Genomic DNA, 26272 nt, shown 5'->3' with positions numbered 1-26272 from the left:
TAGAGTCGCTTTCACGCACTGGCAACCCCCGGATGATCAAGCCCATGACCCGCCCCCGTTTATTACCCGACAACTTCACCCTGACCCTGATCGGCGTGGTAATTCTTGCCAGCCTGCTGCCCGCCAGCGGTCAGGTGGCGGTCGGGTTCGGCTGGCTGACCAACATCGCCATTGCCTTGCTGTTTTTTCTGCACGGCGCCAAATTGTCCCGTGAGTCGATCATCGCCGGTGCCGGGCATTGGCGCCTGCATTTGCTGGTGTTCAGCCTGACCTTTGTGCTGTTTCCGATATTGGGCCTGGCGCTCAAGCCACTGCTGTCGCCGCTGATCGGCGACGATTTGTACATGGGCATGCTCTACCTCTGTGCACTGCCCGCGACCGTGCAATCGGCGATTGCCTTTACTTCGTTGGCGCGGGGGAATATTCCGGCGGCGATTTGCAGCGCGGCGGCGTCCAGTTTGTTCGGGATATTTCTCACGCCGTTACTCGTGACGTTGCTGCTGGATGTTCAGGGCAACGGCGGTTCGACCCTCGATGCCATCCTCAAGATCAGCGTGCAGCTGTTGCTGCCGTTCATTGTCGGGCAGATTGCGCGGCGCTGGATTGGCGACTGGGTGGCACGCAACAAGAGCTGGCTGAAATTCGTCGACCAGGGCTCGATCCTGCTGGTGGTCTACGGCGCATTCAGCGAAGCAGTGATCGAAGGCATCTGGCACCAGATTCCGTTGCTGGATCTGGTCGGGTTGGTGGTGGTTTGCTGCATCGTTCTGGCGTTGGTGTTGCTGGCGTCGACGGTGCTCGGCAAAGCCTTCGGCTTCAATCAGGAAGACCGCATCACCATTCTCTTCTGCGGCTCAAAGAAAAGCCTGGCGACCGGCGTGCCGATGGCGCAGGTGTTGTTCGCTGGCAGCACGATTGGCTTGTTGATTTTGCCACTGATGCTGTTTCACCAGATTCAATTGATGGTGTGTGCAGTGTTGGCGCAGCGCTATGCCAAACGACCGGAGTCGATTCCCGAGCTGATGGCTCAGGTTGATCCTTGATGAGTTGGGACTGGAGCCTGTGCCGCTCCAGTCCCGTTTTTTGGGTTCACCACCCAATCCCGGAAACCCGTAGGAGCCGGCTTGCTGGCGATGAACCCAAGTACGCCGCGTTTATCCAGTTCACCTGCGTTATCGTTAACGCCCATCGCTGCGATGCGGCGACCCGACAAGCCAGCTCCTACAGGGGAGCGTGCCCACGTTGAAATTACCGTTGGTCAGCCTTCAAAGGCGGAGTACGTGGCGGGATCATGCGCTTGTTGCCGGTCGACTCGAAGGCCGACGCCAGGTGCAGCAGCGACGAGTCGTCGTAGGCACGACCGGCAAACGTCAGGCCGACCGGCATGCCGATATCCGGCATCACACCCATTGGTACGGTGACTGTTGGCACACCGAGGTGACGGATGGCGAGGTTGCCGTTAGCCACCCAAACCCCGTTGCTCCAGGCGATATCCGCCGATTTTGGATCGACATCGGCATTCGCCGGACCCACGTCGGCGACCGTCGGGAACAGCACTGCGTCGAGGCCCAGGCGATCCATCCAGTCTTCCAGGTCGATCTTGCGGGTTTTCTCCAGACCGCGCAGGCCATCCGGCACCGTGGAAATCTGGTCCCACGGGGTGATGCCGCGCTCGGCCATCCGCACGTATTCATCCATGCCGGCGGCCAGGTCGCCTTCACGGTTGGGCAGGGTGCCCGGGTCATGAGGGAAAATCTGCGGCCCGTCGACATCCACCAGACGATTCAATTTTGGATCGCCGTTGGCTTGCAGGAAATCATCGAAGGCCCAGGCCGTCAGGTCCCACAGTTCATGGTGTAAGAATTCTTTGGAGACGATGCCGCGATTGAACACGGTCGGCGCGCCAGGACGATCGCCTTCACAATTGGAGACCAGCGGGAAATCCACTTCGAGCACTTCGGCGCCAGCGGCTTCGAGGGCCTTGCGCGCCTGTTCCCAGAGACCGATCACCGAAGGGCGGGTGTGGATGCGTTGGCCGGTCGGCCCACCGATGCCCGGCGACTCGGACGTACCAGCTTCAGGGTCGGCGTTGATGTACATGCGCGGGACGCCGAACTTCTTGCCTTTGAGCGCTTCGCTGTTTGCCGCGAGCGAGGCATAGGATTCGGGGCGCACCTCAGACGATTTCGGAATCGGCACCCAGGGTTGCAAGCGCCACAGATCGCCACGGGTGTCCGGGTCATCGGCCACTACCACGTCGAGCACTTCGAGCAGGTCGGCCATGGTTCGGGCGAACGGCACCACCACGTCCATGGTCGGCGTCAGCGGCCAGTTACCGCGTACCGAAATCACACCACGCGATGGTGTGTAGGCGCACAAGCCGTTGTTCGAGGCCGGGCCTCGGCCGCTTGACCAGGTTTCTTCCGCCAAACCGAATGCGGCGAAACTGGCCGCGGTCGCCGTACCCGCGCCATTCGACGAACCGGAGGCGAAAGGGGCGGTGAGGTATTCAGCGTTGTAGGGACTTTCGGCACGGCCGTAGACCCCGCGTTGCATCCCGCCATTGGCCATCGGCGGCATATTGGTCTTGCCCAGGCAGATCGCTCCGCCGGCGCGCAGGCGTTCGACGGTGAACGCATCGCGATAGGCGACGAGGTCTTTGAAAGCCGGGCTGCCCGAAGCGGCGGTCAGGCCCTTGACCAGATAGCTGTCCTTGGCCGTGTAAGGGATGCCATCGAGCGGACCCAGTGTTTCGCCCTTGGCGCGGCGGGCGTCGCACGCTTGAGCTTCGGCCAGCGCCTCGGGGTTGGACACCACGACGGCGTTGAGGGCGGTGGGTGTATGCGGACCGTCATAGGCCTCGATCCGGGCAAGATACGCTTGCACCAGTTCAACCGACGTGGTCTGGCCGGATTCGAGCGCGGCGCGCAATTGGGCAATGGAAACTTCGGTAACTTCGATCATGCTGCCACCGCCGTTTGCAGGTGGAGGTTCCCAAACACTTCACGTTTCTCGAAATGGACGTTCATATCGTTATTCTCATTGCACTGTCTGGCGCGACAGGGTCGGGTGTTAAAAATACTGAGCACTATTTAGCATTAAACCGGGTTTAGAGGAATATCTTGTCCAATTTATCTTACAGACGAAAGAAAAAGGTACTTCACCCATTCCCGAGAACTGTAGAAGCCGGCTTGCTGGCGATGGACTCCGGTGCGCCGCGTTTATCCGGTTTATACGCGTCATCGTTAACGACCATCGCTGGCGAGCCAGCTCCTACAAAAGACCGCGTTCGAGTCGAAAATGATGTGAACTCCAAACCAGTGAAAGAACCAGAAAAAAGGCCACCACAACCCGACGTTGTGGTGGCCCGAGGGTGACTCATTTTAGCACCGGATCACAGCCATTGGCCGCGTGATCAATGCGCGCCGGCAGCCTTGTTCAGATCGCTTTCGGCCCATTCGGTGTAGACGCAAGCGTCGGCGGTGGCCCAGCGCACTTTTACGCTGTCGCCGGCCTTGAGCGGCATGCCGGCGGCGGACAGCGCCTTTACCGTCATCGAGGTGCCACCGGCGGTGATCACGCTGCAGGTCTGGCTTTCCCCGAGAAACAGCACTTCCACGACCTTGGCCGAGACCTCGTTCCAGCCAGCGGCCAGCGGTTCGGCCACGGCTTGTTCGGCACTCAGGGCCAGGGCCTTTTCCGGGCGGACCATCAGCAGCACATCCTGGTCGGTTTGCAGGCCGGCAGTCAGACGGATCGACAACGGCTGGCCTTCAAAGGTCGCCACCGCATTGCCCTGAGCCTTGAGCTTGAGGAAGTTGGAGTTGCCGAGGAACGACGCAACAAAGGCATTCGGCGGATTCTGATAAAGGTCATAGCCGCTGCCCAAACCGACGATCTTGCCGTGACTGAAAATCGCGATGCGCTGGGACAGGCGCATGGCTTCTTCCTGATCGTGGGTCACGTAGACGATGGTGATGCCCAGGCGCCGATGTAGCTGGCGCAGCTCATCCTGCAAGTCCTCGCGCAGCTTTTTGTCCAGCGCACCGAGCGGTTCGTCCATCAGCAGGATGCGCGGCTCATAGACCAGCGCCCGGGCAATGGCGACTCGTTGCTGTTGGCCACCGGACAATTGCGAAGGGCGGCGATGGGCGAATTGCTCAAGTTGCACCAGTTTGAGCATCGCATCGACCCGGCGTTCGCGTTCGGCGGCCGCCAGTTTGCGGATGGCCAGCGGAAAGGCGATGTTGTCGCGTACCGACAGGTGTGGAAACAGCGAGTAGCGCTGGAACACCATGCCGATGTCGCGTTTGTGAGGCGGCACGTTCACCAGCGACTGGCCGTTGACCAGGATCTCGCCGCTGCTTGGGGTTTCGAAGCCGGCCAGCATCGACAGCGTGGTGCTTTTGCCCGAGCCGCTGGAACCGAGGAAGGTCAGGAACTCGCCGTCCTTGATGTCCAGCGAGATGTTGTCCACGGCGGCGAAGTCGCCGTAGTGCTTGTTCAGGTTGCGCAAGCTGACCAGGGGTTTGTCATTTTGCTGCGCGGCCTCTTTGATCACTGCACTCATGTCGTACTCCTGGCGCTCAAGCGCTGATTTCGTTGCGCCGGCGCAGAGCGGCGGCGATCACCATGACCAATACCGAGAGGCCGATCAGCAGCGTCGAAGCGACGGCGATCACGGGCGTCAGGTCCTGGCGCAGGGTGGTCCACATTTTCACGGGAAGGGTTTGCAGGGTCGGGCTGGCCATCATCACGCTCAGCACCACTTCATCCCAGGAGACGAGGAAGGCGAAGAGAGCGCCGGCCACCATGCCAGGACGGATCGCCGGGAACGTCACCTTGAACACCGCTTGCAAGCGCGAGGCGCCGCAGATCACCGCCGCGTCTTCAATCGACTGATCGAACAGCTTCAGCGAGTTGATGATCGAGATGATGGTGAACGGCAACGCGACGATCACGTGGCTGACCACGAACGCGAACATCGTCCCGGTGTAACCCAGTTTCAGGAACAGCGCGTACACCGCCACGGCGATGATCACCAGCGGCACGATCATCGGCAGGGTGAACAGACCGTAGAGCATTTCCCGCCCGGGGAAGCGGCCCCGCACTAGAGCAAACGCGGTTGGCAGGCCCAGCGCGACGGCGAAGAACGTGGTCAGCACCGCAACCTTGAGGCTGGCCATGGCGGCATTCATCCAGTCGGCATTGGAGAAGAACTGGACGTACCATTTCATCGTCCAGCCCGGCGGCGGAAACACCAGCCATTGCGACGAACCGAACGACAGCAGCACGATGAACACGATCGGCAGCAGCAGGAACAGACCGATCAACCCGGTGGTGGCGTACAGGCCGAAGCGCATGCGCCGGCTCATGGCATTGGGGGTCAGGAGCATGACGGTTTACCTCGCGTTGCTGGCGCCAACCGGGGATTCCGGTTGAAGCTTCAGGTAGAAGTAGAACAACACCAGCGTGATCACGATCAGCAACGCGGCGCCGGCACTGGCCAGGCCCCAGTTGAGGAACGACTGCACCTGCTGAATGATGAACTCGGGCAGCATCATGTTCTGCGCGCCGCCCAGCAGTGCCGGGGTGACGTAGTAACCGAGGGACATCACGAACACCATCAAGCCACCGGAGAACAACCCCGGCCGGCACAGCGGCAGGAACACCCGGAAGAAGTTGGTCCAGGGACTGGCGCCGCAGATCGAACCGGCCTGCAAAATCATCGGGTCGATGGCCTGCATGGTCGCCTGCAACGGCAGCACGATGAACGGGATCATGATGTAGCTCATGCCGATCACCACGCCGGTGAGGTTGTGCACCATCTCCAGCGGTTGATCGATGATGCCCATGGCCATCAACGCCTTGTTGATCACCCCGGAGGCTTGCAGCAACACCAGCCAGGAATAGGTGCGGGCGAGCAGGCTGGTCCACATCGACAGCAGCACGATGTTGAGGATCCAGCGGCCCCAGCCACGCGGTACCAGCGTGATCGCCCAGGCCAGCGGAAAGCCTAACAACAGGCTGAACAGCGTCACCAGACCCGCCACCGAGAAGGTGTTCAACAACACCCGTGCGTACGCCGAGTTGGCGAACAGTTGTTCGTAGTTGCCCAGCCCAGGCACCGGTTCCAGCACGCCGCGCAACAGCAAGCCAATCAATGGTGCGAGGAAGAACAGACCAAGAAACAGCAGAGCGGGGATCAGGTTGCTCGAACCGCGCCAGCGTTGTGCCAGGGAAGGAGATCGCTTCATCACAGCTGCCTTGGCGTTCGCCGAACCGGCAGCGCCCGTGGCGCTCCCGGTGGCAGTGGATGGGCGAGATGCGGTTGCTGTCATTTTCATTTGACCAGCCATTCGTTCCACCGTGTCGCGATGGCCGGACCGTTCTTGGCCCAGTACGCGAAATCAAGAGTGATCTGATCCTTTGCGTAAGCGGTCGGCAGGTTAGGGGCCAGCGCCGAATCCAGGCGCGCCACGCTGTCGACGTTGACCGGGGCGTAGGCGGTCAGGTTGGAGAAGTCGGCCTGTCCTTTGGCGCTGCTGGCGTTGGCCAGGAACTTCATCGCCGCGTCCTTGTTCTTCGAGCCTTTGGGAATGACCAGAATGTCGGCCATGACCAGGTTCTGTTTCCAGCTCACACCGACCGGGGCGCCGTCTTCTTGCAGGGCATGGATCCGGCCATTCCAGAACTGGCCCATGCTCGCTTCACCGGAGGCCAGCAGCTGCTGCGACTGCGCGCCACCGCCCCACCAGACGATGTCTTTCTTGATGGTGTCGAGTTTTTTGAAGGCGCGGTCGAGGTCCAGCGGGTAGAGCTTGTCCGCCGCTACACCGTCGGCCAGCAGTGCCAGTTCCAGTACGCCAGGGCTTGGCCATTTGTAGAGGGCGCGTTTACCGGGAAAGGTCTTGGTGTCGAACAGCGCGGACCAGTCCTGAGGCTTGTTGGCGCCGAGCTTGTCTTCGTTGTAGCCGAGGACGAAGGAGAAGAAGAACGAACCGACGCCGTGATCGCTGACGAAGCGCGGGTCGATCTTGTCGCGCTCAATGACTTTGAAATCGAGGGGTTCGAGCAAGCCTTCGGCGGCGGCGCGCAGGGCGAAGTCGGCTTCGACATCGACCACGTCCCACTGGACGTTGCCGCTCTCGACCATCGCCTTGAGTTTGCCGTAGTCGGTCGGGCCGTCCTGCACCACGGTGATGCCGCTGGCTTTGCTGAACGGATCGGCCCATGCCTGCTTCTGCGCATCCTGGGTGCTGCCGCCCCAACTCACGAAGTTGACGCTTTCAGCTGCCATCAATGCCTGGCTGGTCACGCTCAGCAGTCCCGCAAAAAGCACTGCGGTCGCACGTTTGTTCAACACCATTTTCACGCCCTCATTGTTGTGTTTATGAGCGGGGCTTTCTTGCCCGCCTATCGGGAGCAGTAGGTCCGTCGAGTCAGTGCTGACTGTCCGGTCTATGGAATATCATATTATGGTATTCCAAACTTTGTGCAAGCATTTTGCCGTACCGGCTATCAGCAAAAATGAGAGAACCCTTGGAGGAGCTGGCTTGCCAGCGAATGCGGTCGTTCAGCCATTGTTGAAGTCGTCTGACACGCCGCCTTCGCTGGCAAGCCAGCTCCCACAGGTTTTTTCCATGTTGGGAGGGCGGCGTTACTCGGTGAATGGAATGCTCTCCACCACCTCCAGGTCATACCCGGTCAAACCCGCATACTTCAGCGGCGGGCCGAGGTGGCGCAGCTTGCCGACGCCGAGGTTCTGCAGGATCTGCGCACCGGTGCCCACCTCCGAATAAATCCGCGATTGCGAGCGATTGAACTGCCGGGGCGCCTGGGTCAGTTGCGGCACTCGTTCGAGCAACGCCTGCGAGGATTCGTGATTGGCCAGCACCACCACCACGCCGTGGCCTTCCTCCGCCACCCGTTGCAATGCCGCCCACAACGTCCAGTTGCTCGGTCCGCTGTATTCGGCACCGACCAGATCGCGCAACGGGTCGATCACATGCACACGCACCAGCGTCGGTTCTTCGCGACGCAGATCACCCATCACCATGGCCATGTGGACACCGCCCTCGATGCGATCCTCGAAGGTGATCAGACGAAAGGTGCCATGCACCGTCGGCAGTTCGCGCTCACCGATGCGCACCACGGTGTGCTCGGTGCTGAGGCGATAGTGGATCAGGTCAGCGATGGTGCCGATCTTGATCCCGTGCTTGCACGCAAACATTTCCAGGTCCGGGCGGCGGGCCATGGTGCCGTCATCGTTCATCACTTCGACGATCACCGAGGCCGGGGTATGACCCGACAGGCGCGCCAGGTCGCAGCCGGCTTCGGTATGGCCGGCACGGGTCAGCACGCCGCCTTCACGGGCGCGCAACGGGAAGATGTGGCCGGGTTGCACGATGTCGTCGGGGCCGGAACGGGCGGCGACGGCAGCGGCCACAGTGCATGCCCGATCCGCTGCCGAGATGCCGGTGGTGACTCCGACTGCAGCCTCGATGGACACGGTGAAGGCGGTGCTGAACACGCTGCCATTGCTGGGCACCATTTGCTCCAGGCCCAGGCGTTTGCAGTGCTCGTCGGTCAGGGTCAGGCAGATCAGGCCGCGTGCTTCTCGGGCCATGAAGCTGATCGCCTCGGGTGTGCAGCAATCGGCGGCCAGCAACAGGTCGCCTTCGTTTTCCCGGTCTTCATCGTCGACCAGCAGGACCATTTTGCCGAGGCGGTAATCTTCGATGATTTCTTCGATGCTGTTGAAGGGCATGCTGGAGTCTCGGTGTTTGTTGGATGGGTAATCTGGTATACCATAATACAAAATAAACCAAGAGGTCACTATGAAGGCGTACTGGATTGCTCATGTGGATGTCACTGATGCTGATCAATACAGCCAATACACCCAGCGGGCGCCGCAGGCGTTTGCGCTGTATGGCGGTCGGGTTCTGGCTCGGGGTGGGCGTAGTGAGGCGATGGAAGGGCGGTTGACGCCGCAGCGTAGTGTGGTGATCGAGTTTGATTCCTACGAGCAGGCGGTGGCTTGCTATCACTCGGCGTTGTATCAGGAGGCCAAGGGGTATCGTGAAGGGGTGGCTTTGGCTGAGGTCATCATTGTCGAGGGGGTGGTGGGGCTCTGAAAAACGCCTGAGTACATATCCGTTTCTGCGGTAACGGCGGCTTATGGTTCCGCTCTTACAGCGGGTCACTTTTGGCAAACGCCCTCCGGTTGGCTTCGCTGGCACCTACATGCGATGAGTTCGACTGCGTCGAACGGCGCTGCGCGCCCATCCCCGGATGAACACCTCCACTCAGCCTCCCGAGGGGGCGGGTGGATCAAGATCAAGAGCTGCAGGCGAGCTAACGCTCGGCCTGATGAGTGGTGAAGAGCATGGGTGTACGCCGCTTTTGCTTTTTTCTTTTTGCTTTTCTGTAGGAGCTGGCTTGCCAGCGATGACGGCCTGCCAGCCAACCAATCCCTCGCAGATACACGCAAATCAAACTGTAGGAGCTGGCTTGCTAGCGATGGCGGCCTGCAAGCCAACCAATCCCTCTCAGATGTACTCAATCTCTGTAGGAGCCCGGCTTGCCGGCGATGGCGGTGTGTCAGGTGCCGCAGGGTTGGCTGGGGTGGCGCCATCGCCGGCAAGCCAGCTCCTACAGGGAGGGTGTAGAGCCTCACGATCAGGCCGGCCGGTAGGCCGCCTCGCTTTGGCTTTTGATCTTCTTGCCCCATCGAGAGGCCGAGTGGAGGTTCTGCGCAGTGGGCAACCCGGCATGGATGCCGGGTTAGCCGCCCCCGGCCATGGATGGCCGATGGCGGCGGGCCCACGGAGCAGGACCGGAGCGAGGGCATGCCGAGCCTAGGCGAGGCACCGAACGAAAGGGGCAAGAGCCTTTGGTTACTTTGGGCTTTTCAAAGTGACCCGCTGTAAGAGCGGAACCATAAGCGGCCGTTACCGCAGGAATGGATGTGTACACCCGAAAGCCAGCGTCGAACGACAAATCTTCGCGAGCAGGCTCGCTCCTACAGGGGAGTCGGTTACCAAAATTCGAACAACAGAAAACAGATCAGCGAATAAAGTGAATCTTCCCGCTGTCATCATTACCCATGTAAATGCCATACACCCCAGCCTGCCGCTCCTCGATATAACGCTCGAGAATCTGCCGGATCGCCGGGTAGTAGATGCTCTCCCAAGGGATATCCTCAGGCGCGAAAAACTTGTAGTCGAGGGTTTCCGGGCCGTACTGGCCGGTGATCTCCAGCGCGATGGCGCGGAAGATGATGTACACCTCGCTGATCTTCGGCACGCTGAAAATAGAATACGGCGAGACGATTTCCGCCCGCACGCCGCTTTCTTCCCAGACCTCGCGCAAGGCCGCCTGCTCGGTGGTCTCGCCGCTTTCCATGAAGCCTGCCGGCAGCGTCCAGGTGCCGGGACGCGGCGGGATCGCTCGCTGGCACAAGAGGTATTTGCCATCCTGCTCGATGATGCAGCCGGCAATGATCTTTGGATTGATGTAATGGATGTAGCCACAACCGCGACACATCAGGCGCTCGTGCGTATCGCCCGGCGGCAACTGCTGACCGAGATCAGCGCTGCCACACTTGGGGCAAAAGCTCGGGCTGAACATTTTCAGCGACCTATGCGCGGTTCTTTCAGCGCGATGGGCAGGGTGATCGGCGGCGTGGCACCGGTTTCTTCCTGCTTGCGCTTGAGGTAATCCAGGGCCACGGCGGCGGCCGCACGCACGTGGTCGACGCAAGCCTGGTGGGCAACCAGCGGATCGCCACCCTTGATCGCCTCGACCATGCGTTCCATCTCCTGATTGCTGGCACCGCGCCGATTTTCCTGGGATACCGACGTCGCGCGCAGGTAGCTGATGCGTGCCTGCAACTGACGCAACTGAGTGGCCGCGACATGGTTGCCCGAGCCTTCGAGCAGCACATCGTAGAAACCCTGAACCGAGTCGATAACCTGCTGCAGTTCGCCGTCTTTCAACGCCTTGCGGTTTTCTTCCAGGGCTTTTTCCAGGGCCTTGATGTCTTTGGCCTTGGCGCGCAGGGTGAACAGTTGCACGATCAGCCCTTCGAGCACGCAGCGCAGCTCGTAGATGTCCACGGCATCGGCCAGGGTGATGATCGCGACACGCGGGCCCTTGGCGTCGGCGAATTCCACCAGGCCTTCGGATTCGAGGTGACGCAAGGCTTCGCGCACGGAAGTACGGCTGACGCCCAGGCGATCGCACAGATCGCGTTCGACCAGACGGTCTCCCGGCAGAAGCTGGAAGTTCATGATGGCGCTTCGCAGTTTATCCAGCACGATTTCGCGCAGGGTAACGGGGTTGCGATTGACCTTGAAGCTGTCGTCGAGTGGCAGGCGTTTCATGGGGTCCGCTCTGATTGTGGCTGTCCATGCAAAAAGAGCACGTCGATTACGGGAATCTGGGTGCCCGGTCGATCAAACAGCCAAGGGTTAACTGGAGGCCTCGGCATCGGCTTCGGCGAAGGCTTCTCGGGCGAGCCGGAAACTGTCGACGGCAGCGGGGACACCGCAATATATGCCGACCTGAAGCAGAATTTCGCGTATTTGCTCACGACTCAGGCCGTTACGCAAGGCGCCGCGCACATGCAGTTTGAGTTCATGGGGCCGGTTGAGGGCCGAGATCATCGCCAGGTTGATCATGCTGCGCTCCTTGAGCGACAAGCCTTCGCGACCCCAGACGTGGCCCCAACAGTACTCGGTGACCATTTCCTGCAACGGCCGGGTGAAGTCGTCGGCGTTTTCGATGGAACGGTTGACGTAGGCCTCGCCCAGCACCTGGGTGCGGATCTTCAGGCCTTTTTCGTATTTCTCGTTGTTCATTCCGATGCTCTCCCGTGGGGGATTTGGATCTCGTAGGAGCCCGGCTTGCTGACGATGGCGTACTCGAAGACGCCTTCGCCAGCAAGCCGGCTCCTACAGGTTGAACCCGCGTTTCAGAGGCCACCCATCAAGGTGTATTTGAGTTCCAGGTAATCCTCGATGCCGTACTTCGACCCTTCACGGCCCAGCCCCGAGGACTTGATGCCGCCAAACGGCGCGACTTCGGTGGAAATCAGCCCTTCGTTGATCCCGACCATGCCGTATTCCAGTGCTTCGCTCATGCGCCAGGCACGGCCAAGGTCGCGGGTGTAGCAGTAGGCTGCGAGGCCGAATTCGGTGTCGTTGGCCATCTCGACGGCCTGGGCCTCGGTATCGAAGCGGAAAACGGCGGCCAGCGGACCAAAGGTTTCATCCCGGGCGACCTTCATTTGCGTGGTGACGTCGATCAGTACGGTCGGCTGAAAGAAACCATTGCCCAACGCATGACGTTCGCCACCGCACAGCAGTTGTGCACCGTGCTCCAGCGCGTCTTGCACGTGGTCTTCGACCTTGGCCACGGCACGTTCATTGATCAGTGGCCCTTGAGTGACGCCATCATCGAAACCGCTGCCGACCTTGAGTTGCGAAACCCGTTCGGCTAAACGCATAACAAAGGCGTCGTGGATGCCGTCCTGCACCAGGAAGCGATTGACACAGACGCAGGTCTGCCCGGCGTTGCGGAATTTGGCGATCAGGGCACCGTCAACGGCGCGCTCCAGATCGGCGTCGTCAAAGACAATGAACGGCGCATTGCCGCCCAGTTCCAGCGAGACTTTTTTCAACGTCGGCGCGCACTGGGCCATCAGCAATTTGCCGATCCCGGTGGAGCCGGTGAACGACAGTTTGCGCACGAGTGGGCTTGAGGTCAGCTCACCACCGATGGCAACGGCATCACCGGTGATCACGTTGAAAATGCCGGCGGGAATCCCGGCCTGTTCCGCCAATGCGGCCATCGCCAGCGCGGAGAACGGCGTTTCCGGCGCCGGTTTGACGATGCACGGGCAACCGGCCGCCAGCGCCGGGCCTGCCTTGCGGGTGATCATCGCCGCCGGGAAGTTCCACGGCGTGATGGCCGCGACGACGCCAATCGGCTCCTTGCTGACCACAATGCGCGCATCGCCCTTGTGGCTGGGAATGGTGTCGCCGTAGATGCGCTTGGCCTCTTCGGCGAACCACTCGATGAAGCTTGCGGCGTAGAGGATTTCGCCCTTGGCTTCGGCCAGTGGCTTGCCTTGTTCAAGGGTGAGGATTTCAGCCAGGGTGTCGGCGTTTTCCAGCATCAAGGCGTGCCAGCGCTTGAGCGTATTGCTGCGCTCCTTGGCGGTCAGTGCACGCCAGGCCGGCCAGGCTTTGTTGGCGGCCTCGATGGCCAGGCACGCATGCTCGGCGCCGAGGTTCGGCACCCGGCCGATGAGTTCACCGGTGGCCGGGTTGAAAATGTCCTGACAGGCGCCATCCGGCGCGTCCAGCCATTGGCCATTGATGTAGGCCTGTTGGCGGAACAGTAACGAGGCTGCTGGGCTCATGCCGGCTCCTGAGAATAATGGGTTACCTGTAGGAGCGAGCCTGCTCGCGAAAAACCCGAGAACGCCAAGGGCTGTCAGACAGCACGCGTTATCGTTCACGACCATCGCGAGCAGGCTCGCTCCTACAGGGGGCTGTGTCAGGCCAGGGTGGGCAGCGGGCCCAGCTTGCCTTTGTGATAGATCATCGGCGTCACCGGTTGCGCGGGCAGGATCAGGTTTCTCACCGCGCCGACGATGATCGCGTGATCGCCGCCGTCGTATTCGCGCCACAGTTCGCACTCGATGATCGCCGTGGCTTTGGCCAGGATCGGGTTACCCAGATCGCTCAAATGCCATTCGATGCCTTTGGCCTTGTCCTTGCCTTTACCGGCGAAGGCATAGGCTTCGGCGGTCTGCTCGGCGGACAGCAAATGAATCGCGAACTGCTTGCTGTCGCGCAGCACCGGGTAGGTGTCGGAGCCGTAGTTGGGGCAGAACAGCACCAGTGCCGGGTCGATCGACAGCGCACTGAACGCGCTGGCGGTGATGCCGACGATGCCGCCGTCCGGGTCGAGGGTGGTGACCACCGTGACCCCGGACGGGAACGAGCTCATGACGTCTTTGTAAATGCCGGGTTCGATCATTTTCCAGGACTCCTAGCGCATCACAAACGGATCAGGCATCGGTGCCTGGGAGAGATTGATCCATACCGTTTTCACCTCGGTGTAGGCCAGCACCGAATCGATGCCGCTTTCGCGTCCATAGCCACTGTTCTTGAAGCCGCCAATCGGCGCCATGGCCGACACGGCGCGATAAGTGTTGACCCAGATGATCCCTGAGCGCACGTCCCGGGCCAGGCGATGGGCGCGGCCCAGGTCGCGGGTCCAGATGCCGGCGGCGAGTCCGAACTGCGAGTCGTTGGCAATCGCCAGCGCTTCGGCTTCGTCCTTGAACCGGATGACCGAGGCCACCGGGCCAAAGACTTCTTCCTGCATGATTTTCATCGAGTTGCGGTCGCACTCGAACAGTGTCGGTTCGTAGAACCAGCCCTCACCCAGATTGGTCGGACGTTTGCCGCCCAGGCGCAGACGCGCACCTTCGGCGATGGCATCGGCGACCAGGCCTTCGACCACGGCCAATTGCTGCGCGGTGGCCATCGGTCCCATTTCGCTGTTGTCGTCCAGGGGGTTGCCGATACGGATGCGCTGGGCGCGTTCCACCAGACGGCCAACGAACTCATCGTAGATTTCATCCTGCACCAGCAGGCGCGAACCGGAGACACAGCTCTGTCCGGAGGCGGCGTAGATCCCGGCGATGGCGCCGTTGATTGCGCTGTCGAGGTCGGCGTCGGCGAAAATGATGTTCGGCGATTTCCCCCCCAGTTCCAGCGACAGTTTGGCGAAGTTCTCCGCGCTGCTGCGCACCACATGCCGTGCCGTGGCCGCGCCGCCGGTGAAGGCGATCTTGCGGATCAGCGGATGGCGGGTGAGGGCGGCGCCGGTGCTCGGGCCGTAACCGGTGACGACGTTGACCACACCGGGTGGAATGCCCGCTTCCAGCGCCAGACGCGCCAGTTCAAGAATCGTTGCCGAGGCGTGTTCCGACGGCTTGATCACGATGGTGTTGCCTGCCGCGAGGGCCGGCGCCAGCTTGATTGCAGTCAGATAAAGCGGGCTGTTCCACGGAATGATCGCGGCAACCACGCCCATGGCTTCGTGCACGGTGTAGGCAAACAGGTCCGGCTTGTCCAGCGGCAGGGTGCCGCCTTCGAGCTTGTCCGCGAGGCCTGCGGTGTAGTGGAAAAACTCCGGCAGATAGCCAACCTGGCCACGGGTTTCGCGGATCAGCTTGCCGTTGTCGCGGCTTTCCAGCTGCGCCAGTTGTTCCTTGTTCTCGGCGATCAGGTCGCCCAGGCGTCGCAGCAATTTGCCGCGAGCGGTGGCGGTCAAACCGCGCCATGCCGGGCTGTCGAAAGCGCTTTGCGCGGCGTGCACGGCGCGCTCGACATCGGCTTCGTCGGCATCGGGCAGTTCAGCCCAAGGCTCGGCCAGCGCCGGGTTGAGGCTTTCGAAGGTCTTGCCGGAGAGGGCATCGACCCATTCACCGCCGATGCACATCTGGAAGCGTGCGAGTGTCATGCAACGATCCCCTTGATCTGGTTTTGTTGGGAATGCGCGGTCTGCAGAAACTCCAGCAACAGCTGGTTGACCAGGCGCGGAGACTCTACGGGCATCATATGCCGTTGCTCGGCGAGCACGGCGACGGTTGCGCCGGGAATGCGTTCGGCCAATTGTCTGGCCATTTCCGGGGTCGAGCCGGGGTCCAGTTCGCCGGTGGCGATCAGCGTCGGCACCTGGATGCTGGCCAGGTCGTCGGCGCGATACATGTCTTGGGTGGCGAACAATTCATAGGTCGTCAGGTAACCTTGCGGGTCATTGCCGGCCAGGGTCTGGCGAATCGCGGCGATCTGCGCCGGGTTCGCGGCCTGGTATTCACGGCTGAACCAGCGCGACAGCGCCGCTTCGGCATTAGCGTCCGGCCCGTGTTCGGCAGCCTGGCTGGTGCGGGCGATGACCCCGGCGCGCTGTTCGGCGCTGCGGTTGAACACGCTGTTGAGCACCACCAGACCTTCCAGGCGTCGCGGGTAGTGCAGGGCAAAGGCCCGCGCCACCAGCCCGCCCATGGAAAAACCGATCACCGTAGCCTTGGGCAATTGCAGGTGGTCGAGCAGCTCCAGCAACTGGTCGGCATAGCCGAGCAGCGGCGTACCGATCGAAGGGCGCGGGCTGGCGCCATGTCCGAGCATGTCGTAGGCGATGACGCGGTACTGCGTGGCCAGGCCAACGATCTGGCCACCCCACATTTCTTTGTTCAGGCCCACGCCGTGGATCAAGACCACGGGCTGGCCTTGGCCGGTCGCCAGGTAACTGGTGCCAGCCGGGGTGAGTTCAGCGGTGAGCCGAATCATGGAGCGCTCCTGCAATGCCTTCTTGTTGTCGTTCTGCTGGCCGGTTACTGGGCTTTTTCGGCGGCCAGTTCTTCCAGGTCGATGTAGCGGTTACCGATGCGCGGGTGCAGGCGGCCGCCGTCGGCGCAACCCAGGACCACGACGATTTCGTCGGCACGCGGGGCGTCTTCGATCTGCATTTCCAGGGTGATGTAGTGCGAACGCAGGCCTTCGTCGTCCTTGTGCATCATCGGGATCTGGATCGAAGTGCCGGGGCCGCCGCGCTTGTTGGTGAAGCTCAGGTAGCTCTTGGCCTTGACCGCTTCGCGGTAGTGATTACCGAAGCGCAGGGTGTGGATCACCGCCGAAGCGTGTTCGATTTCGCCATCGGCGCCGACCACCGCAGCCTTGCCGTACGCCTCGATTTTCTCGGCACCGCCGATGATGCCCACCAGACGCTCGACCATCAGGGCGCCGAGGTCGGAGCAGTTGGCGCGGATCTGTGGCTTGAGGTCTTCGACGAAACCGTTGCCCAGCCACGGGTTTTTCATCACCACGGCCAGACCGACCATGGTCACGGGCTTATCGGTGGCTTTGCCGCCTTCAATAAAGGTTTCTTCGACATAGCTGACGATCTTGCGGATTTCGAAACTCATGAGCTGCTCCGTAGAGGTTTGGGTGTCTGTGCGTCTGATGGTATACCATAATACCGATGACGCAAGTCCCTGAACGGAGTTTCTGGTCGGGTGGTCGCAATGAGGGGAGAAAAACAGATTCTTTGCGCACACACCGACCCTGTAGGAGCGGGCTTGCCCGCGATCGCAGTGTGTCAGTCAACTTCAATGGCGGCTCAACGGACGCTATCGCGGGCAAGCCCGTTCTCACAGTTGTGTGGAACGAATGAGGGGGCGTTAGCGGGAGATAAGCCCATGATCGATGGCGTACTTGACCAGTGCCGCGGGCTTGTCGATGTTGAGCTTGCGCCGGATGCTCAAGCGATGCGTCTCCACCGTGCGCACGCTGATGTCCAGTTCGCGCGCCATTTCCTTGTTGTTCAGCCCTTGGGCCATCTTCGACAAGACCTGGCTTTCCCTCGGGGTCAGTTCGTTGTCGGTGTTCCGGTCCGCGATCAGCCGCTGGGCGATCTCGGCGCTGTAGAAGGTGCCGCCACTGCTGATGGCTTCGATGGCGGCGATGATTTCCCGTGACGGGGCGTTCTTCAGCACGTAGCCGCTGGCGCCGGAGCGCACCGATTCGCTGACGTATTCATAATTGTCGTACATGCTCAGCACCAACACCTTGAGTGAGGGGTACTGGCTACGCAGCACGCGAGTCAACTCCAGGCCGTTCATGTCCGGCAGGCTGATGTCGACCAGTAGCAGGTCCGGCTGGCAGCGTCCGACCATCTCGATGGCCTGCGCGCCGTTCTCCGCTTCGCCGACCATTTCCAGGGGCGACATCACGGCCAGCAACGCTTTGATGCCGTCGCGGACCAGGGAGTGATCGTCGACCAGAGCGACGCGGATCGGGGAGGGCAGGTTCATGCAAGGTTTCACTCTTGTAGTTTTGTGCCAGGTTTCATCGGCAGTCGTACGTCCAGCTCACTTCTGCCCGGCATCGAGATCAGATCGAAGCGCCCGCCAAAATGTTCGACGCGTTCGCGGATGTTACGCAAGCCAATGCCAGCCTGACGACGTTCGACCTGGGCAACGTTGAAACCGATGCCGTCATCGACCACTGTCAGCCGCACTGATTCGTCGCAGCCGCGCAGTGTAATGGACACGTTCTGCGCCTGCGCATGGCGTTCGATGTTGGTCAGGCCTTCCTGGACGATGCGGAACAGCGAAACCGCGGCGCCGTCGACCAGTTGGCAGTCGAATTCATTTTCGTCATAGGTCACGGTCAGCCCGCTGCGCTGCTCGAATTCGGCGGCCAATTGACCAATGGCCGCTGGCAGGCCGAGGGTGTCCAGCAGGGATGAGCGCAGGTCATGGGAAAGACTGCGGACTTCGCCGATGGCATCGCCCAGGCGATCGGTGGCATCCCTTAAAGTGTTCAAACCCTTGTCGTTTGTCTGTCCGTTTTCAAGCAGATGGCTGGCCAGTTCGAACTGAAACTTGATCGAAACCAACACCTGGCTGATGCCATCGTGCAGCTCACGGGACACCCGGGATCGCTCTTCCTCCTGCAAGCTGACAATACGCTGGGTCAGGCGCTGCAGTTTCTTGTCCGCCAGACGGTGTTCACTGACGTTGAGGGTCATGCCGGTGGCGAACACGAACAGCACCGCGACCAGCGCGACCACGGCAATCGCCATCATGGTCTTGCGGATGCCCATGGCCACTTCGACACGAGCCTGCTGGGTGGCGCGCTCGACGTCTTCCAGGTAGATGCCGGTGCCGAGCATCCAGCCCCAGCGATCGAGCATCACCACATAGGCGAGCTTGTCGGTCACCTGGCCGGAGGAAGGTTTGTTCCAGGCGTAGCGTTGAAAACCCTGGCCCGATTGCGCGCTTTGGAGCAGCGCCTGAATCACCGGCAGGCCGTGGGGGTCTTTCATGTCCCACAGGTATTGGCCCACCAGTTCCGACTGGCGCGCATGCATCAGACTGCGGCCTTGGTGGTCGTAGACGAAGAAGTAGCCGTTGACGCCGAAACTGAGCTTGCGCAGTTCTTCCAGCACTTGTTGCTGGGCGTGGGCGTCACCGTGGCCATCGTCGTACAGGGGCGCGATCAGGCTCTGGGCCATCTCCACGTAGTTTTTCAGCTCTGCACGCTTGCTCGCCAGAATGCTGTCTTCGATCAGTTGCGCCTGTTGATCGCCCAATTGGCGGTTGAGGGAAATCACCAGCGCGCAGATGACAGCAATGGCCAGCACCAGCGGCAAAATCCCGAGGGCGACGATCTTGTGTTTGAGCTGCATGTTGACTCCTGCCCGCGCGAAGGTTCGGGATGATATGCCAAAGAGGCGCCCTGTAGGAGCGAGCCTGCTCGCGAAAAAGGTACGGCCGACGCGGCTCAGCGCCTGAAATACCATCGCGAGCAGGCTCGCTCCTACATTTGATCGAGGATGGCCCCTGATCCGACGGTCAACCCACAGTTGATTTGTGGCGGATGTGAGTGTGTGTACACCCTCGAATACTGCGGCGCCTACGTAGTACTACGTAGACACCACGTACGTAGTAACGCGGATTTATTTGTGGACGCCATGCGCAGATATTGGGCCAGCTCCGCACCGCGGACACAATTATAAAAATTACCGCCGCAGTTCACTGGCTGTGGCAGGAGACACGCTATGCCCCGTCTGGCTAAACACCTTGCCTGGTTTGCCGTGGCTGTCCTGGGAGCGATTGCGCTGAGTGTCGTGGCCCTGCGCCGCGGCGAAGCGATCAACGCCTTGTGGATCGTCGTCGCAGCTGTCGCTATCTATCTGGTTGCCTACCGCTATTACAGCCTGTTCATCGCCAACAAAGTGATGCAGCTCGATCCAGCTCGGGCCACTCCGGCTGTGCTCAACAATGATGGTCTGGACTATGTTCCGACCAACAAACACGTGCTCTTCGGTCATCACTTCGCGGCCATCGCCGGTGCAGGTCCACTGGTCGGCCCGGTCCTGGCGGCGCAGATGGGCTACCTGCCCGGCACGCTGTGGCTGATCGCCGGCGTGGTGCTGGCCGGTGCCGTTCAGGACTTCATGGTCCTGTTCATGTCCACCCGCCGCAACGGTCGTTCCCTGGGCGATATGGTCCGCGAAGAAATGGGCCGGATTCCCGGCACCATCGCGCTGTTCGGCTGCTTCCTGATCATGATCATCATCCTCGCGGTGCTGGCGCTGATCGTGGTCAAAGCCCTGGCCGAGAGCCCGTGGGGTATTTTCACGGTCATGGCGACCATCCCGATCGCGATGTTCATGGGCATCTACATGCGCTACATCCGCCCGGGTCGCATCGGCGAAATCTCGGTGATCGGCGTGCTGTTGCTGCTCGGTTCGATCTGGCTCGGCGGGCAGATTGCCGCTGATCCGGTCTGGGCCAAGGCCTTTACCTTTACCGGTCTTCAAATTACCTGGATGCTGATTGGCTACGGTTTCGTCGCCGCAGTGTTGCCGGTGTGGCTGATCCTGGCCCCGCGCGACTACCTGTCGACCTTCCTCAAGATCGGCACCATCGTCGCATTGGCCATCGGCATCCTGGTGACCATGCCCGAGCTGAAAATGCCGGCGCTGACCCAGTTCATCGATGGTACCGGTCCGGTATGGAAGGGCGGTCTGTTCCCGTTCCTGTTCATCACCATCGCCTGTGGCGCGGTGTCGGGTTTCCATGCGCTGATCGCTTCCGGCACCACGCCGAAGTTGCTCGCCAATGAGGGGCATGCCCGTTACATCGGCTACGGCGGCATGCTGATGGAGTCCTTCGTGGCGATCATGGCCATGGTCGCGGCTTCGGTGATTGATCCGGGCGTGTATTTCGCCATGAACAGCCCGGCGGCCGTGGTGGGCGCCGATGCGGTGGCCGTTGCACAAACCGTTAGTAGCTGGGGCTTTGCAATTACCCCGCAAGCGCTGCAAGCGGTGGCCCACGACATCGGTGAAACCACGATTCTGGCCCGTGCCGGCGGTGCGCCGACCCTGGCGGTCGGTATCGCGCAGATCCTGCACCAGCTGTTGCCGGGCGAGAACACCATGGCGTTCTGGTACCACTTCGCGATCCTGTTCGAAGCGCTGTTCATCCTGACGGCAGTCGACGCCGGCACCCGAGCCGGGCGCTTCATGCTCCAGGATTTGCTCGGCTCTTTCGTGCCAGCGTTGAAACGCACCGAATCCTGGACCGCCAACCTGATTGCCACCGCCGGTTGCGTGGCCATGTGGGGGTATCTGCTGTACCAGGGCGTGATCGATCCACTGGGTGGCATCAACACCTTGTGGCCGTTGTTCGGCATCTCCAACCAGATGCTGGCCGGTATCGCATTGATGCTCGGCACCGTGGTACTGATCAAGATGAAGCGCCAGCGTTATGTCTGGGTGACCTTGCTGCCGGCTGTATGGCTGTTGATCTGCACCACCACCGCAGGCTTTATCAAGCTGTTCGACGCCAACCCGGCGATTGGCTTCCTGGCGCTGGCGAAAAAATACAGCGATGCCCTGGCTAATGGTCAGGTGCTGGCTCCGGCCAAGAGCATCGACCAGATGCAGCACGTGATCTTCAACGCCTACACCAACGCAACGCTGACGGCATTGTTCCTGTTCGTGGTGTTCAGCATCCTGTTCTTCGCGCTCAAGGTCGGCATCGCTGCCTGGGGCACCCAGGAACGTACGGATAAAGAAGCGCCATTCCAAGCGCTGCCGGATGCCTGATCATGTTCAATGACCTGAGTCGCCTCGGTAAATACCTCGGTCAGGCTGCGCGCCTGATGGTCGGCATGCCCGACTACGACAACTACGTCGAGCATATGCAGACCCGGCACCCGGACAAACCGCTGATGGACTACGAGGCGTTCTTCCGCGAACGCCAGGAAGCACGGTACGGCAGCAAGGCCGGACCGAAGTGTTGTTGAATGAATGAAAAAACCGGCCCCAAAGGCCGGTTTTTTTATGCCGCATGGTCAACAGTCCAGGGCATCCGGCCCCGCCGGTACAGCACGGTCGCCATCACACCGACCGATCTCATGCATTGTGGCGAGCATTCATGCCAATACCGGTCTGGACACGACCAGTCGGCGCTCGATCCCGTCGTTTTACGCTGTTTATCAGCTATCTGTGCCTGTTGTAACGACAGTTTCCCAGACCGGTACTTTAATGGTTGTTCTAGAGCGCCTGATCACGAGGCAGTCATAGCCTTAAGGCTATGGATCCCATGTCCAAAAGCTATTTCATTAATCGGTCATCCGGATCCACGCTCAAGGGTGGTTAGCTGAAAACAAAATAAAGAGGAGATGCCATGTCAACTGAATCGAAATGCCCGTTCAATCACGCCGCTGGCGGTGGCACGACGAACCGCGACTGGTGGCCGAACCAACTGAATTTGAAGATCTTGAGCCAGCATTCGCCCAAGTCTGACCCGTTGGGGGGCGACTTCAACTACGCCGCAGCTTTCAAAAGCCTGGACTTTCAGGCGCTGAAAAATGACCTGAACGCTTTGATGACCGACTCCCAGGAGTGGTGGCCCGCCGACTTCGGCCATTACGGACCCTTCTTTATTCGTATGGCCTGGCACAGCGCAGGCACCTATCGCACCGGTGACGGGCGCGGCGGTGCCGGTTCCGGCCAGCAACGCTTCGCACCGCTCAACAGCTGGCCGGATAACGTCAGCCTCGACAAGGCGCGCCGGCTTCTCTGGCCAATCAAGCAGAAGTACGGCAACAAGATTTCCTGGGCGGACCTGATCGTCCTCACCGGTAACGTGGCGCTGGAATCCATGGGCTTCAAGACCTTCGGATTTTCCGGCGGCCGTCCCGACGTGTGGGAGCCGGACGAAGACGTTTACTGGGGCTCGGAAAACAAATGGCTGGGCGGCGACAGCCGTTACGGCAAGGATGACAGCAAGCCCGTGCAACCACCTGGCGATGTTCCACTGGTTGCCGAGCCGGGCAGAAACGAAGACAGTCGGGTGGAAGATGGCCGTAATCTGGAAAACCCCCTCGCCGCTGTGCAGATGGGCCTGATCTACGTGAACCCCGAAGGCCCGGAAGGTGAGCCTGACCCGGTCGCATCGGCCAAGGACATTCGTGAAACCTTCGGCCGCATGGCAATGAACGACGAAGAAACCGTCGCACTGATCGCCGGTGGCCACGCTTTTGGCAAGACCCACGGTGCCGGTCCGGCCGACCACGTGGGGCCTGAGCCCGAAGCGGCCGGTCTTGAGCTGCAAGGCCTGGGCTGGAAGAGCACGTTCGGCACCGGTAAGGGGCCGGACACCATCACCAGCGGCCTCGAAGTGACCTGGACCACGACGCCAACGAAGTGGAGCAACAACTACCTGGAAAACCTCTTCGGCTTCGACTGGGAACTGACCAAAAGTCCAGCGGGTGCTCACCAGTGGAAACCGAAAAACGGCGCTGGCGCAGGCATCATTCCCGACCCGTTCGATTCGTCAAAACGTCGCGATCCGACCATGCTGACTTCGGACCTGGCCCTGCGCTTCGACCCGATCTATGAACCGATCTCGCGGCGCTTCCTGGCCAACCCCGATCAGCTCGCCGACGCGTTTGCCCGCGCCTGGTACAAACTCATCCACCGCGACATGGGCCCACTCTCGCGCTACCTCGGCCCGGAAATGCCCGCCGAAGAACTGCTGTGGCAAGACCCGATTCCTGACGTCGATCACCCACTGATCGGTGACAGCGATGTTGCCGCACTCAAGGGCAAAATTGCTGCCTCGGGCCTGTCGGTTTCGCAACTGGTGTCGACGGCCTGGGCAGCCGCCTCGACGTTCCGTGGTTCGGATAAACGCGGCGGTGCCAACGGCGGCCGCCTGCGCCTGGCCCCGCAGAAATCCTGGCAGGCCAACCAGCCGGAGCAACTGGCGAATGTGTTGGCGAAACTCGAAGGCATCCAGGGCGAGTTCAACAATGGCGGCAAGAAAATCTCCCTGGCCGACCTGATCGTACTCGCCGGCAGCGTGGGTGTGGAGCAAGCGGCGAAGAATGCCGGCCACAGCGTAACGGTGCCATTCACACCGGGTCGCATGGACGCCACTCAGGAGCAGACGGATGTCGACTCTTTCGGCTTCCTTGAACCGATTGCCGACGGTTTCCGTAACTACCTCAAGCAACAATACCGCGTGTCCGCCGAATCCTTGTTGATCGACAAGGCACAACTGCTGACACTGACGGCGCCGGAAATGACGGTGTTGCTGGGCGGCCTGCGCGTGTTGAACACCAATGTCGGCCAGAGCAAACACGGTGTGTTCACCTCGCGTCCGGAAGCGCTGACCAACGACTTCTTCACCAACCTGCTCGACATGGGCGTGGAGTGGAAGCCGGTATCGGACGCCGCACAGGAGTTTGAAGGACGTGATCGCAACAGCGGTGCAGTGAAGTGGACGGGTACCCGGGTCGACCTGGTGTTTGGCTCCAACGCACAGTTGCGCGCACTGGCCGAGGTGTATGCCAGTGCCGATGCGAAGGACAAGTTCGTCAAGGACTTCGTCGCTGCGTGGACCAAGGTGATGAACCTGGATCGCTTCGACTTAAACCACGTCGTCTAGAGGAGATGTAGTCATAACGCTGGCATTACCGGCGAAAAGTGCCTCGGCTCGCCCTCCGGCTCCTACATCAGCGGAGGGCATCGAGCGACCATAAACTCGGCGATCATGGTTCAGTCTTGGTGGCCAGGTTGCTTGGCCACCCACATTGGATTCTCACCAGCAGACAGCATCGTTGAGGCATAGGTGTGGCGACTCTGATAGGGTCGCCGCCACCTGACTCCGACTTCTTCATCGCCGGCATCCAGATGAGCCGGTCGATGTATCCGGCATGCTTGCAGGGCTCTCCAGTTCAGAAGGAGAGCTACCCTCGTATCTGACCCTATATGTGATCCATGCCGCGCGTGGCGGCAGAAAACAGGTAAATTGGGTTAAACCGTTCGTCGGAGCTTGCGCACGATCATCAAATCGAAAAGTCGATGAAGTAGCCCAAAAAAAACAGGTTTCTTATGCGACCACTAATCCTCGATTTGCCGAATGGGAGCGATCTCGCAAATGAACTTGATCTTGCAATCGCGCAGATGATGTCCATCCCGGTAGAACACCTCGGTGGCGCACTTTGGCTGGCAGCTTCCCTCAGGCAGCAGCAAGCTTTTCAGAATTGGCGAGAGTATCTGCAGCTCATGGCCGATGGGCGGGTACAGGTCGAGATGTTAAAGGTCGCGGGAATTTGTGGTCCCTTGTAGATGAGCCGGAGCATGTAGAGCGGAGCTGCCATGGCATTCACTCCGTACCGGTGAGGTAGGTAGGCTCGTTGGCTTTCGACAGCCATTGGCTTAAGCATCCACACTCCGCATGCGGTGGGTCTTCATGGGGCCCTATGGCGGGACATGCCCTGGCGGTGGAGATTGGTTACGCGGCGACTTGAACTTCTTGTTTTGGCGGCCACTCTGCGAACCCGACCTTCGGCGCCTAAGTCTTTGGGTTGATGATTGGCTTGCCTTTGGCGTCAACCAAGACGGCTATCGTTCTGATCCTCATGTCGCGGCATTTTCCCGACTTGCGTGCTAGCTCAATGAACTGCTCGGCAAACTGTGGGGCGTCGAATAGCGGGCTGGGTTGCTTCACCTTTGTGCCGGCCATGATCTGGTCTGCGCGAACACCGACCTTGTGCATCCACTCATCAACGGTGAGCTCGATGGTTTGGTCTTTCGCTTCGGATCAGATCGTGTAGTTTTGCCGGTTTTCCCGGCCTTGGTCATGACGACATCGCAGGTCATATCAAACACTGAAATGTGCTCTTGGGAATCTCCCGGATGCCATCTGTCTGATGAGGTGGCACTGAGGGGAATGGTTAGGTAGGGTTCGCGCTTTTTTTCGATTGGCAGGAGAGCCGAATGAGTAACAGAGCACTTTTAGTGGCTTTCGGGCTAGCCATAACCGCTTCATCTATCACCAGCGCGTACTTCGTATACGAAGCAAGCCAGATGGTGCTGAAGTCCTACTAAATGAGTTCAGAAAGCAATAGCCGCCAAAATATTTGGATGCTGAGTCCAAAGAAATTATCTCATTTGTTGCCGAATATCCTGATCTCCTCGAGACGGCCAGGAAATTTGGGGTTGGGCTGGACGACTTGGGTGTTAAAGCTTTTGGACAGAACCATTTGGGCCTGAAGTTGTTGAAACGATTCGAATGGTCTATTTTCGCTAATAAATGAAAAAGACAGACCAGTTTCGGGGGGCTATGCCCGCAGGTAGGGTCTGCACTACGTCGGGG

21 protein-coding genes are annotated in these 26272 nt (G+C 60.5%); 5 read left to right on the top strand and 16 right to left on the bottom strand.

Features of this window, described 5'->3' with window-relative positions; all coding sequences use genetic code 11:
* Window positions 1-44 precede the first annotated feature (44 nt).
* The gene (locus tag AD668_RS27600) at window positions 45-1043 is read left to right on the top strand and encodes a bile acid:sodium symporter family protein (protein ID WP_053164475.1); all 999 of its coding nucleotides are present in this window, start codon (window positions 45-47) and stop codon (window positions 1041-1043) included.
* A gap of 205 nt (window positions 1044-1248) precedes the next feature.
* Here AD668_RS27600 and AD668_RS27595 read toward each other — a convergent pair whose 3' ends face one another.
* The 6 genes from AD668_RS27595 to ribBA all read right to left on the bottom strand — a co-directional run bounded on the left by AD668_RS27595 (window position 1249) and on the right by ribBA (window position 8770).
* Window positions 1249-2964 carry an amidase gene (locus AD668_RS27595; protein ID WP_053164256.1) on the bottom strand — a complete coding sequence of 572 codons (1716 nt, stop codon included), beginning with the start codon at window positions 2962-2964 and terminating at the stop codon, window positions 1249-1251.
* 451 nt (window positions 2965-3415) lie between these two features.
* A complete protein-coding gene (locus AD668_RS27590; protein WP_053164254.1) occupies window positions 3416-4570 on the bottom strand; it encodes an ABC transporter ATP-binding protein in 1155 nt (384 codons plus the stop codon).
* Window positions 4571-4586: 16 nt separating this feature from the next.
* On the bottom strand, window positions 4587-5396 hold the full coding sequence (locus AD668_RS27585) for an ABC transporter permease (protein WP_053164252.1): 810 nt from the start codon (window positions 5394-5396) through the stop codon (window positions 4587-4589).
* 6 nt (window positions 5397-5402) lie between these two features.
* On the bottom strand, window positions 5403-6347 hold the full coding sequence (locus AD668_RS27580) for an ABC transporter permease (RefSeq protein ID WP_053164250.1): 945 nt from the start codon (window positions 6345-6347) through the stop codon (window positions 5403-5405).
* Window positions 6344-7369 carry an ABC transporter substrate-binding protein gene (locus tag AD668_RS27575; RefSeq protein ID WP_053164249.1) on the bottom strand — a complete coding sequence of 342 codons (1026 nt, stop codon included), beginning with the start codon at window positions 7367-7369 and terminating at the stop codon, window positions 6344-6346. Before AD668_RS27575 ends, AD668_RS27580 begins: the two co-directional genes overlap by 4 nt.
* A 291-nt stretch (window positions 7370-7660) precedes the next feature.
* Window positions 7661-8770 carry a bifunctional 3,4-dihydroxy-2-butanone-4-phosphate synthase/GTP cyclohydrolase II gene (gene ribBA, locus AD668_RS27570; RefSeq protein WP_053164247.1) on the bottom strand — a complete coding sequence of 370 codons (1110 nt, stop codon included), beginning with the start codon at window positions 8768-8770 and terminating at the stop codon, window positions 7661-7663.
* Window positions 8771-8840: 70 nt separating this feature from the next.
* Here ribBA and AD668_RS27565 point away from each other — a divergent pair, with 70 nt between their 5' ends.
* A complete protein-coding gene (locus tag AD668_RS27565) occupies window positions 8841-9137 on the top strand; it encodes a DUF1330 domain-containing protein (RefSeq protein WP_053164245.1) in 297 nt (98 codons plus the stop codon).
* A gap of 931 nt (window positions 9138-10068) precedes the next feature.
* Here the strand turns inward: AD668_RS27565 and AD668_RS27560 are convergent.
* The 10 genes from AD668_RS27560 to AD668_RS27515 all read right to left on the bottom strand — a co-directional run bounded on the left by AD668_RS27560 (window position 10069) and on the right by AD668_RS27515 (window position 19278).
* Window positions 10069-10632, bottom strand: coding sequence for an NUDIX hydrolase (locus AD668_RS27560; RefSeq protein WP_053164243.1), 564 nt, complete (start codon window positions 10630-10632; stop codon window positions 10069-10071).
* Between the two features lie 2 nt (window positions 10633-10634).
* On the bottom strand, window positions 10635-11387 hold the full coding sequence (locus AD668_RS27555; RefSeq protein WP_053164241.1) for a GntR family transcriptional regulator: 753 nt from the start codon (window positions 11385-11387) through the stop codon (window positions 10635-10637).
* Window positions 11388-11474: 87 nt separating this feature from the next.
* Window positions 11475-11864 carry a carboxymuconolactone decarboxylase family protein gene (locus AD668_RS27550; RefSeq protein ID WP_007991919.1) on the bottom strand — a complete coding sequence of 130 codons (390 nt, stop codon included), beginning with the start codon at window positions 11862-11864 and terminating at the stop codon, window positions 11475-11477.
* 113 nt (window positions 11865-11977) lie between these two features.
* Window positions 11978-13429 carry an NAD-dependent succinate-semialdehyde dehydrogenase gene (locus AD668_RS27545; protein ID WP_053164239.1) on the bottom strand — a complete coding sequence of 484 codons (1452 nt, stop codon included), beginning with the start codon at window positions 13427-13429 and terminating at the stop codon, window positions 11978-11980.
* A 137-nt stretch (window positions 13430-13566) separates the two neighbouring features.
* Window positions 13567-14052, bottom strand: coding sequence for a flavin reductase family protein (locus AD668_RS27540; protein ID WP_053164236.1), 486 nt, complete (start codon window positions 14050-14052; stop codon window positions 13567-13569).
* 12 nt (window positions 14053-14064) lie between these two features.
* Entirely contained in the window at window positions 14065-15546 is a 1482-nt protein-coding gene (locus AD668_RS27535) for an aldehyde dehydrogenase (protein WP_053164234.1), read from the bottom strand.
* Window positions 15543-16376, bottom strand: coding sequence for an alpha/beta fold hydrolase (locus tag AD668_RS27530; RefSeq protein WP_053164232.1), 834 nt, complete (start codon window positions 16374-16376; stop codon window positions 15543-15545). The genes AD668_RS27535 and AD668_RS27530 overlap by 4 nt, the downstream gene beginning before the upstream one ends.
* Window positions 16377-16420: 44 nt before the next feature.
* The gene (locus AD668_RS27525; protein WP_007978708.1) at window positions 16421-17011 is read right to left on the bottom strand and encodes an amino acid synthesis family protein; all 591 of its coding nucleotides are present in this window, start codon (window positions 17009-17011) and stop codon (window positions 16421-16423) included.
* 255 nt (window positions 17012-17266) lie between these two features.
* The gene (locus AD668_RS27520) at window positions 17267-17899 is read right to left on the bottom strand and encodes a response regulator transcription factor (RefSeq protein ID WP_053164230.1); all 633 of its coding nucleotides are present in this window, start codon (window positions 17897-17899) and stop codon (window positions 17267-17269) included.
* Between the two features lie 8 nt (window positions 17900-17907).
* Window positions 17908-19278, bottom strand: coding sequence for a cache domain-containing protein (locus AD668_RS27515; protein WP_053164228.1), 1371 nt, complete (start codon window positions 19276-19278; stop codon window positions 17908-17910).
* A 372-nt stretch (window positions 19279-19650) separates the two neighbouring features.
* Here AD668_RS27515 and AD668_RS27510 point away from each other — a divergent pair, with 372 nt between their 5' ends.
* The 3 genes from AD668_RS27510 to katG all read left to right on the top strand — a co-directional run bounded on the left by AD668_RS27510 (window position 19651) and on the right by katG (window position 24559).
* Window positions 19651-21708 (top strand): carbon starvation CstA family protein, encoded by a 2058-nt coding sequence (locus AD668_RS27510; protein WP_053164226.1) that lies wholly within the window; start codon window positions 19651-19653, stop codon window positions 21706-21708.
* Window positions 21709-21710: 2 nt separating this feature from the next.
* Window positions 21711-21908 (top strand): YbdD/YjiX family protein, encoded by a 198-nt coding sequence (locus AD668_RS27505; RefSeq protein ID WP_053164223.1) that lies wholly within the window; start codon window positions 21711-21713, stop codon window positions 21906-21908.
* 383 nt (window positions 21909-22291) lie between these two features.
* Window positions 22292-24559 (top strand): catalase/peroxidase HPI, encoded by a 2268-nt coding sequence (gene katG / locus AD668_RS27500; protein ID WP_053164221.1) that lies wholly within the window; start codon window positions 22292-22294, stop codon window positions 24557-24559.
* The last annotated feature ends 1713 nt before the right edge of the window (window positions 24560-26272 follow it).

This window comes from Pseudomonas sp. P1.8 (genome assembly GCF_001269805.1).
Taxonomy (GTDB): Bacteria; Pseudomonadota; Gammaproteobacteria; order Pseudomonadales; family Pseudomonadaceae; genus Aquipseudomonas.
This window is presented reverse-complemented; position numbering and strand designations above follow the sequence as displayed.

What these genes read in the sequence shown, in the direction of transcription:
- AD668_RS27600 (WP_053164475.1), top strand. Translation starts at nt 45, where the DNA reads ATGACCCGCCCCCGTTTATTACCCGACAACTTCACCCTGACCCTGATC.
- AD668_RS27595 (WP_053164256.1), bottom strand. Translation starts at nt 2,964, where the DNA reads ATGATCGAAGTTACCGAAGTTTCCATTGCCCAATTGCGCGCCGCGCTC.
- AD668_RS27590 (WP_053164254.1), bottom strand. Translation starts at nt 4,570, where the DNA reads ATGAGTGCAGTGATCAAAGAGGCCGCGCAGCAAAATGACAAACCCCTG.
- AD668_RS27585 (WP_053164252.1), bottom strand. Translation starts at nt 5,396, where the DNA reads ATGCTCCTGACCCCCAATGCCATGAGCCGGCGCATGCGCTTCGGCCTG.
- AD668_RS27580 (WP_053164250.1), bottom strand. Translation starts at nt 6,347, where the DNA reads ATGAAAATGACAGCAACCGCATCTCGCCCATCCACTGCCACCGGGAGC.
- AD668_RS27575 (WP_053164249.1), bottom strand. Translation starts at nt 7,369, where the DNA reads ATGGTGTTGAACAAACGTGCGACCGCAGTGCTTTTTGCGGGACTGCTG.
- ribBA (WP_053164247.1), bottom strand. Translation starts at nt 8,770, where the DNA reads ATGCCCTTCAACAGCATCGAAGAAATCATCGAAGATTACCGCCTCGGC.
- AD668_RS27565 (WP_053164245.1), top strand. Translation starts at nt 8,841, where the DNA reads ATGAAGGCGTACTGGATTGCTCATGTGGATGTCACTGATGCTGATCAA.
- AD668_RS27560 (WP_053164243.1), bottom strand. Translation starts at nt 10,632, where the DNA reads ATGTTCAGCCCGAGCTTTTGCCCCAAGTGTGGCAGCGCTGATCTCGGT.
- AD668_RS27555 (WP_053164241.1), bottom strand. Translation starts at nt 11,387, where the DNA reads ATGAAACGCCTGCCACTCGACGACAGCTTCAAGGTCAATCGCAACCCC.
- AD668_RS27550 (WP_007991919.1), bottom strand. Translation starts at nt 11,864, where the DNA reads ATGAACAACGAGAAATACGAAAAAGGCCTGAAGATCCGCACCCAGGTG.
- AD668_RS27545 (WP_053164239.1), bottom strand. Translation starts at nt 13,429, where the DNA reads ATGAGCCCAGCAGCCTCGTTACTGTTCCGCCAACAGGCCTACATCAAT.
- AD668_RS27540 (WP_053164236.1), bottom strand. Translation starts at nt 14,052, where the DNA reads ATGATCGAACCCGGCATTTACAAAGACGTCATGAGCTCGTTCCCGTCC.
- AD668_RS27535 (WP_053164234.1), bottom strand. Translation starts at nt 15,546, where the DNA reads ATGACACTCGCACGCTTCCAGATGTGCATCGGCGGTGAATGGGTCGAT.
- AD668_RS27530 (WP_053164232.1), bottom strand. Translation starts at nt 16,376, where the DNA reads ATGATTCGGCTCACCGCTGAACTCACCCCGGCTGGCACCAGTTACCTG.
- AD668_RS27525 (WP_007978708.1), bottom strand. Translation starts at nt 17,011, where the DNA reads ATGAGTTTCGAAATCCGCAAGATCGTCAGCTATGTCGAAGAAACCTTT.
- AD668_RS27520 (WP_053164230.1), bottom strand. Translation starts at nt 17,899, where the DNA reads ATGAACCTGCCCTCCCCGATCCGCGTCGCTCTGGTCGACGATCACTCC.
- AD668_RS27515 (WP_053164228.1), bottom strand. Translation starts at nt 19,278, where the DNA reads ATGCAGCTCAAACACAAGATCGTCGCCCTCGGGATTTTGCCGCTGGTG.
- AD668_RS27510 (WP_053164226.1), top strand. Translation starts at nt 19,651, where the DNA reads ATGCCCCGTCTGGCTAAACACCTTGCCTGGTTTGCCGTGGCTGTCCTG.
- AD668_RS27505 (WP_053164223.1), top strand. Translation starts at nt 21,711, where the DNA reads ATGTTCAATGACCTGAGTCGCCTCGGTAAATACCTCGGTCAGGCTGCG.
- katG (WP_053164221.1), top strand. Translation starts at nt 22,292, where the DNA reads ATGTCAACTGAATCGAAATGCCCGTTCAATCACGCCGCTGGCGGTGGC.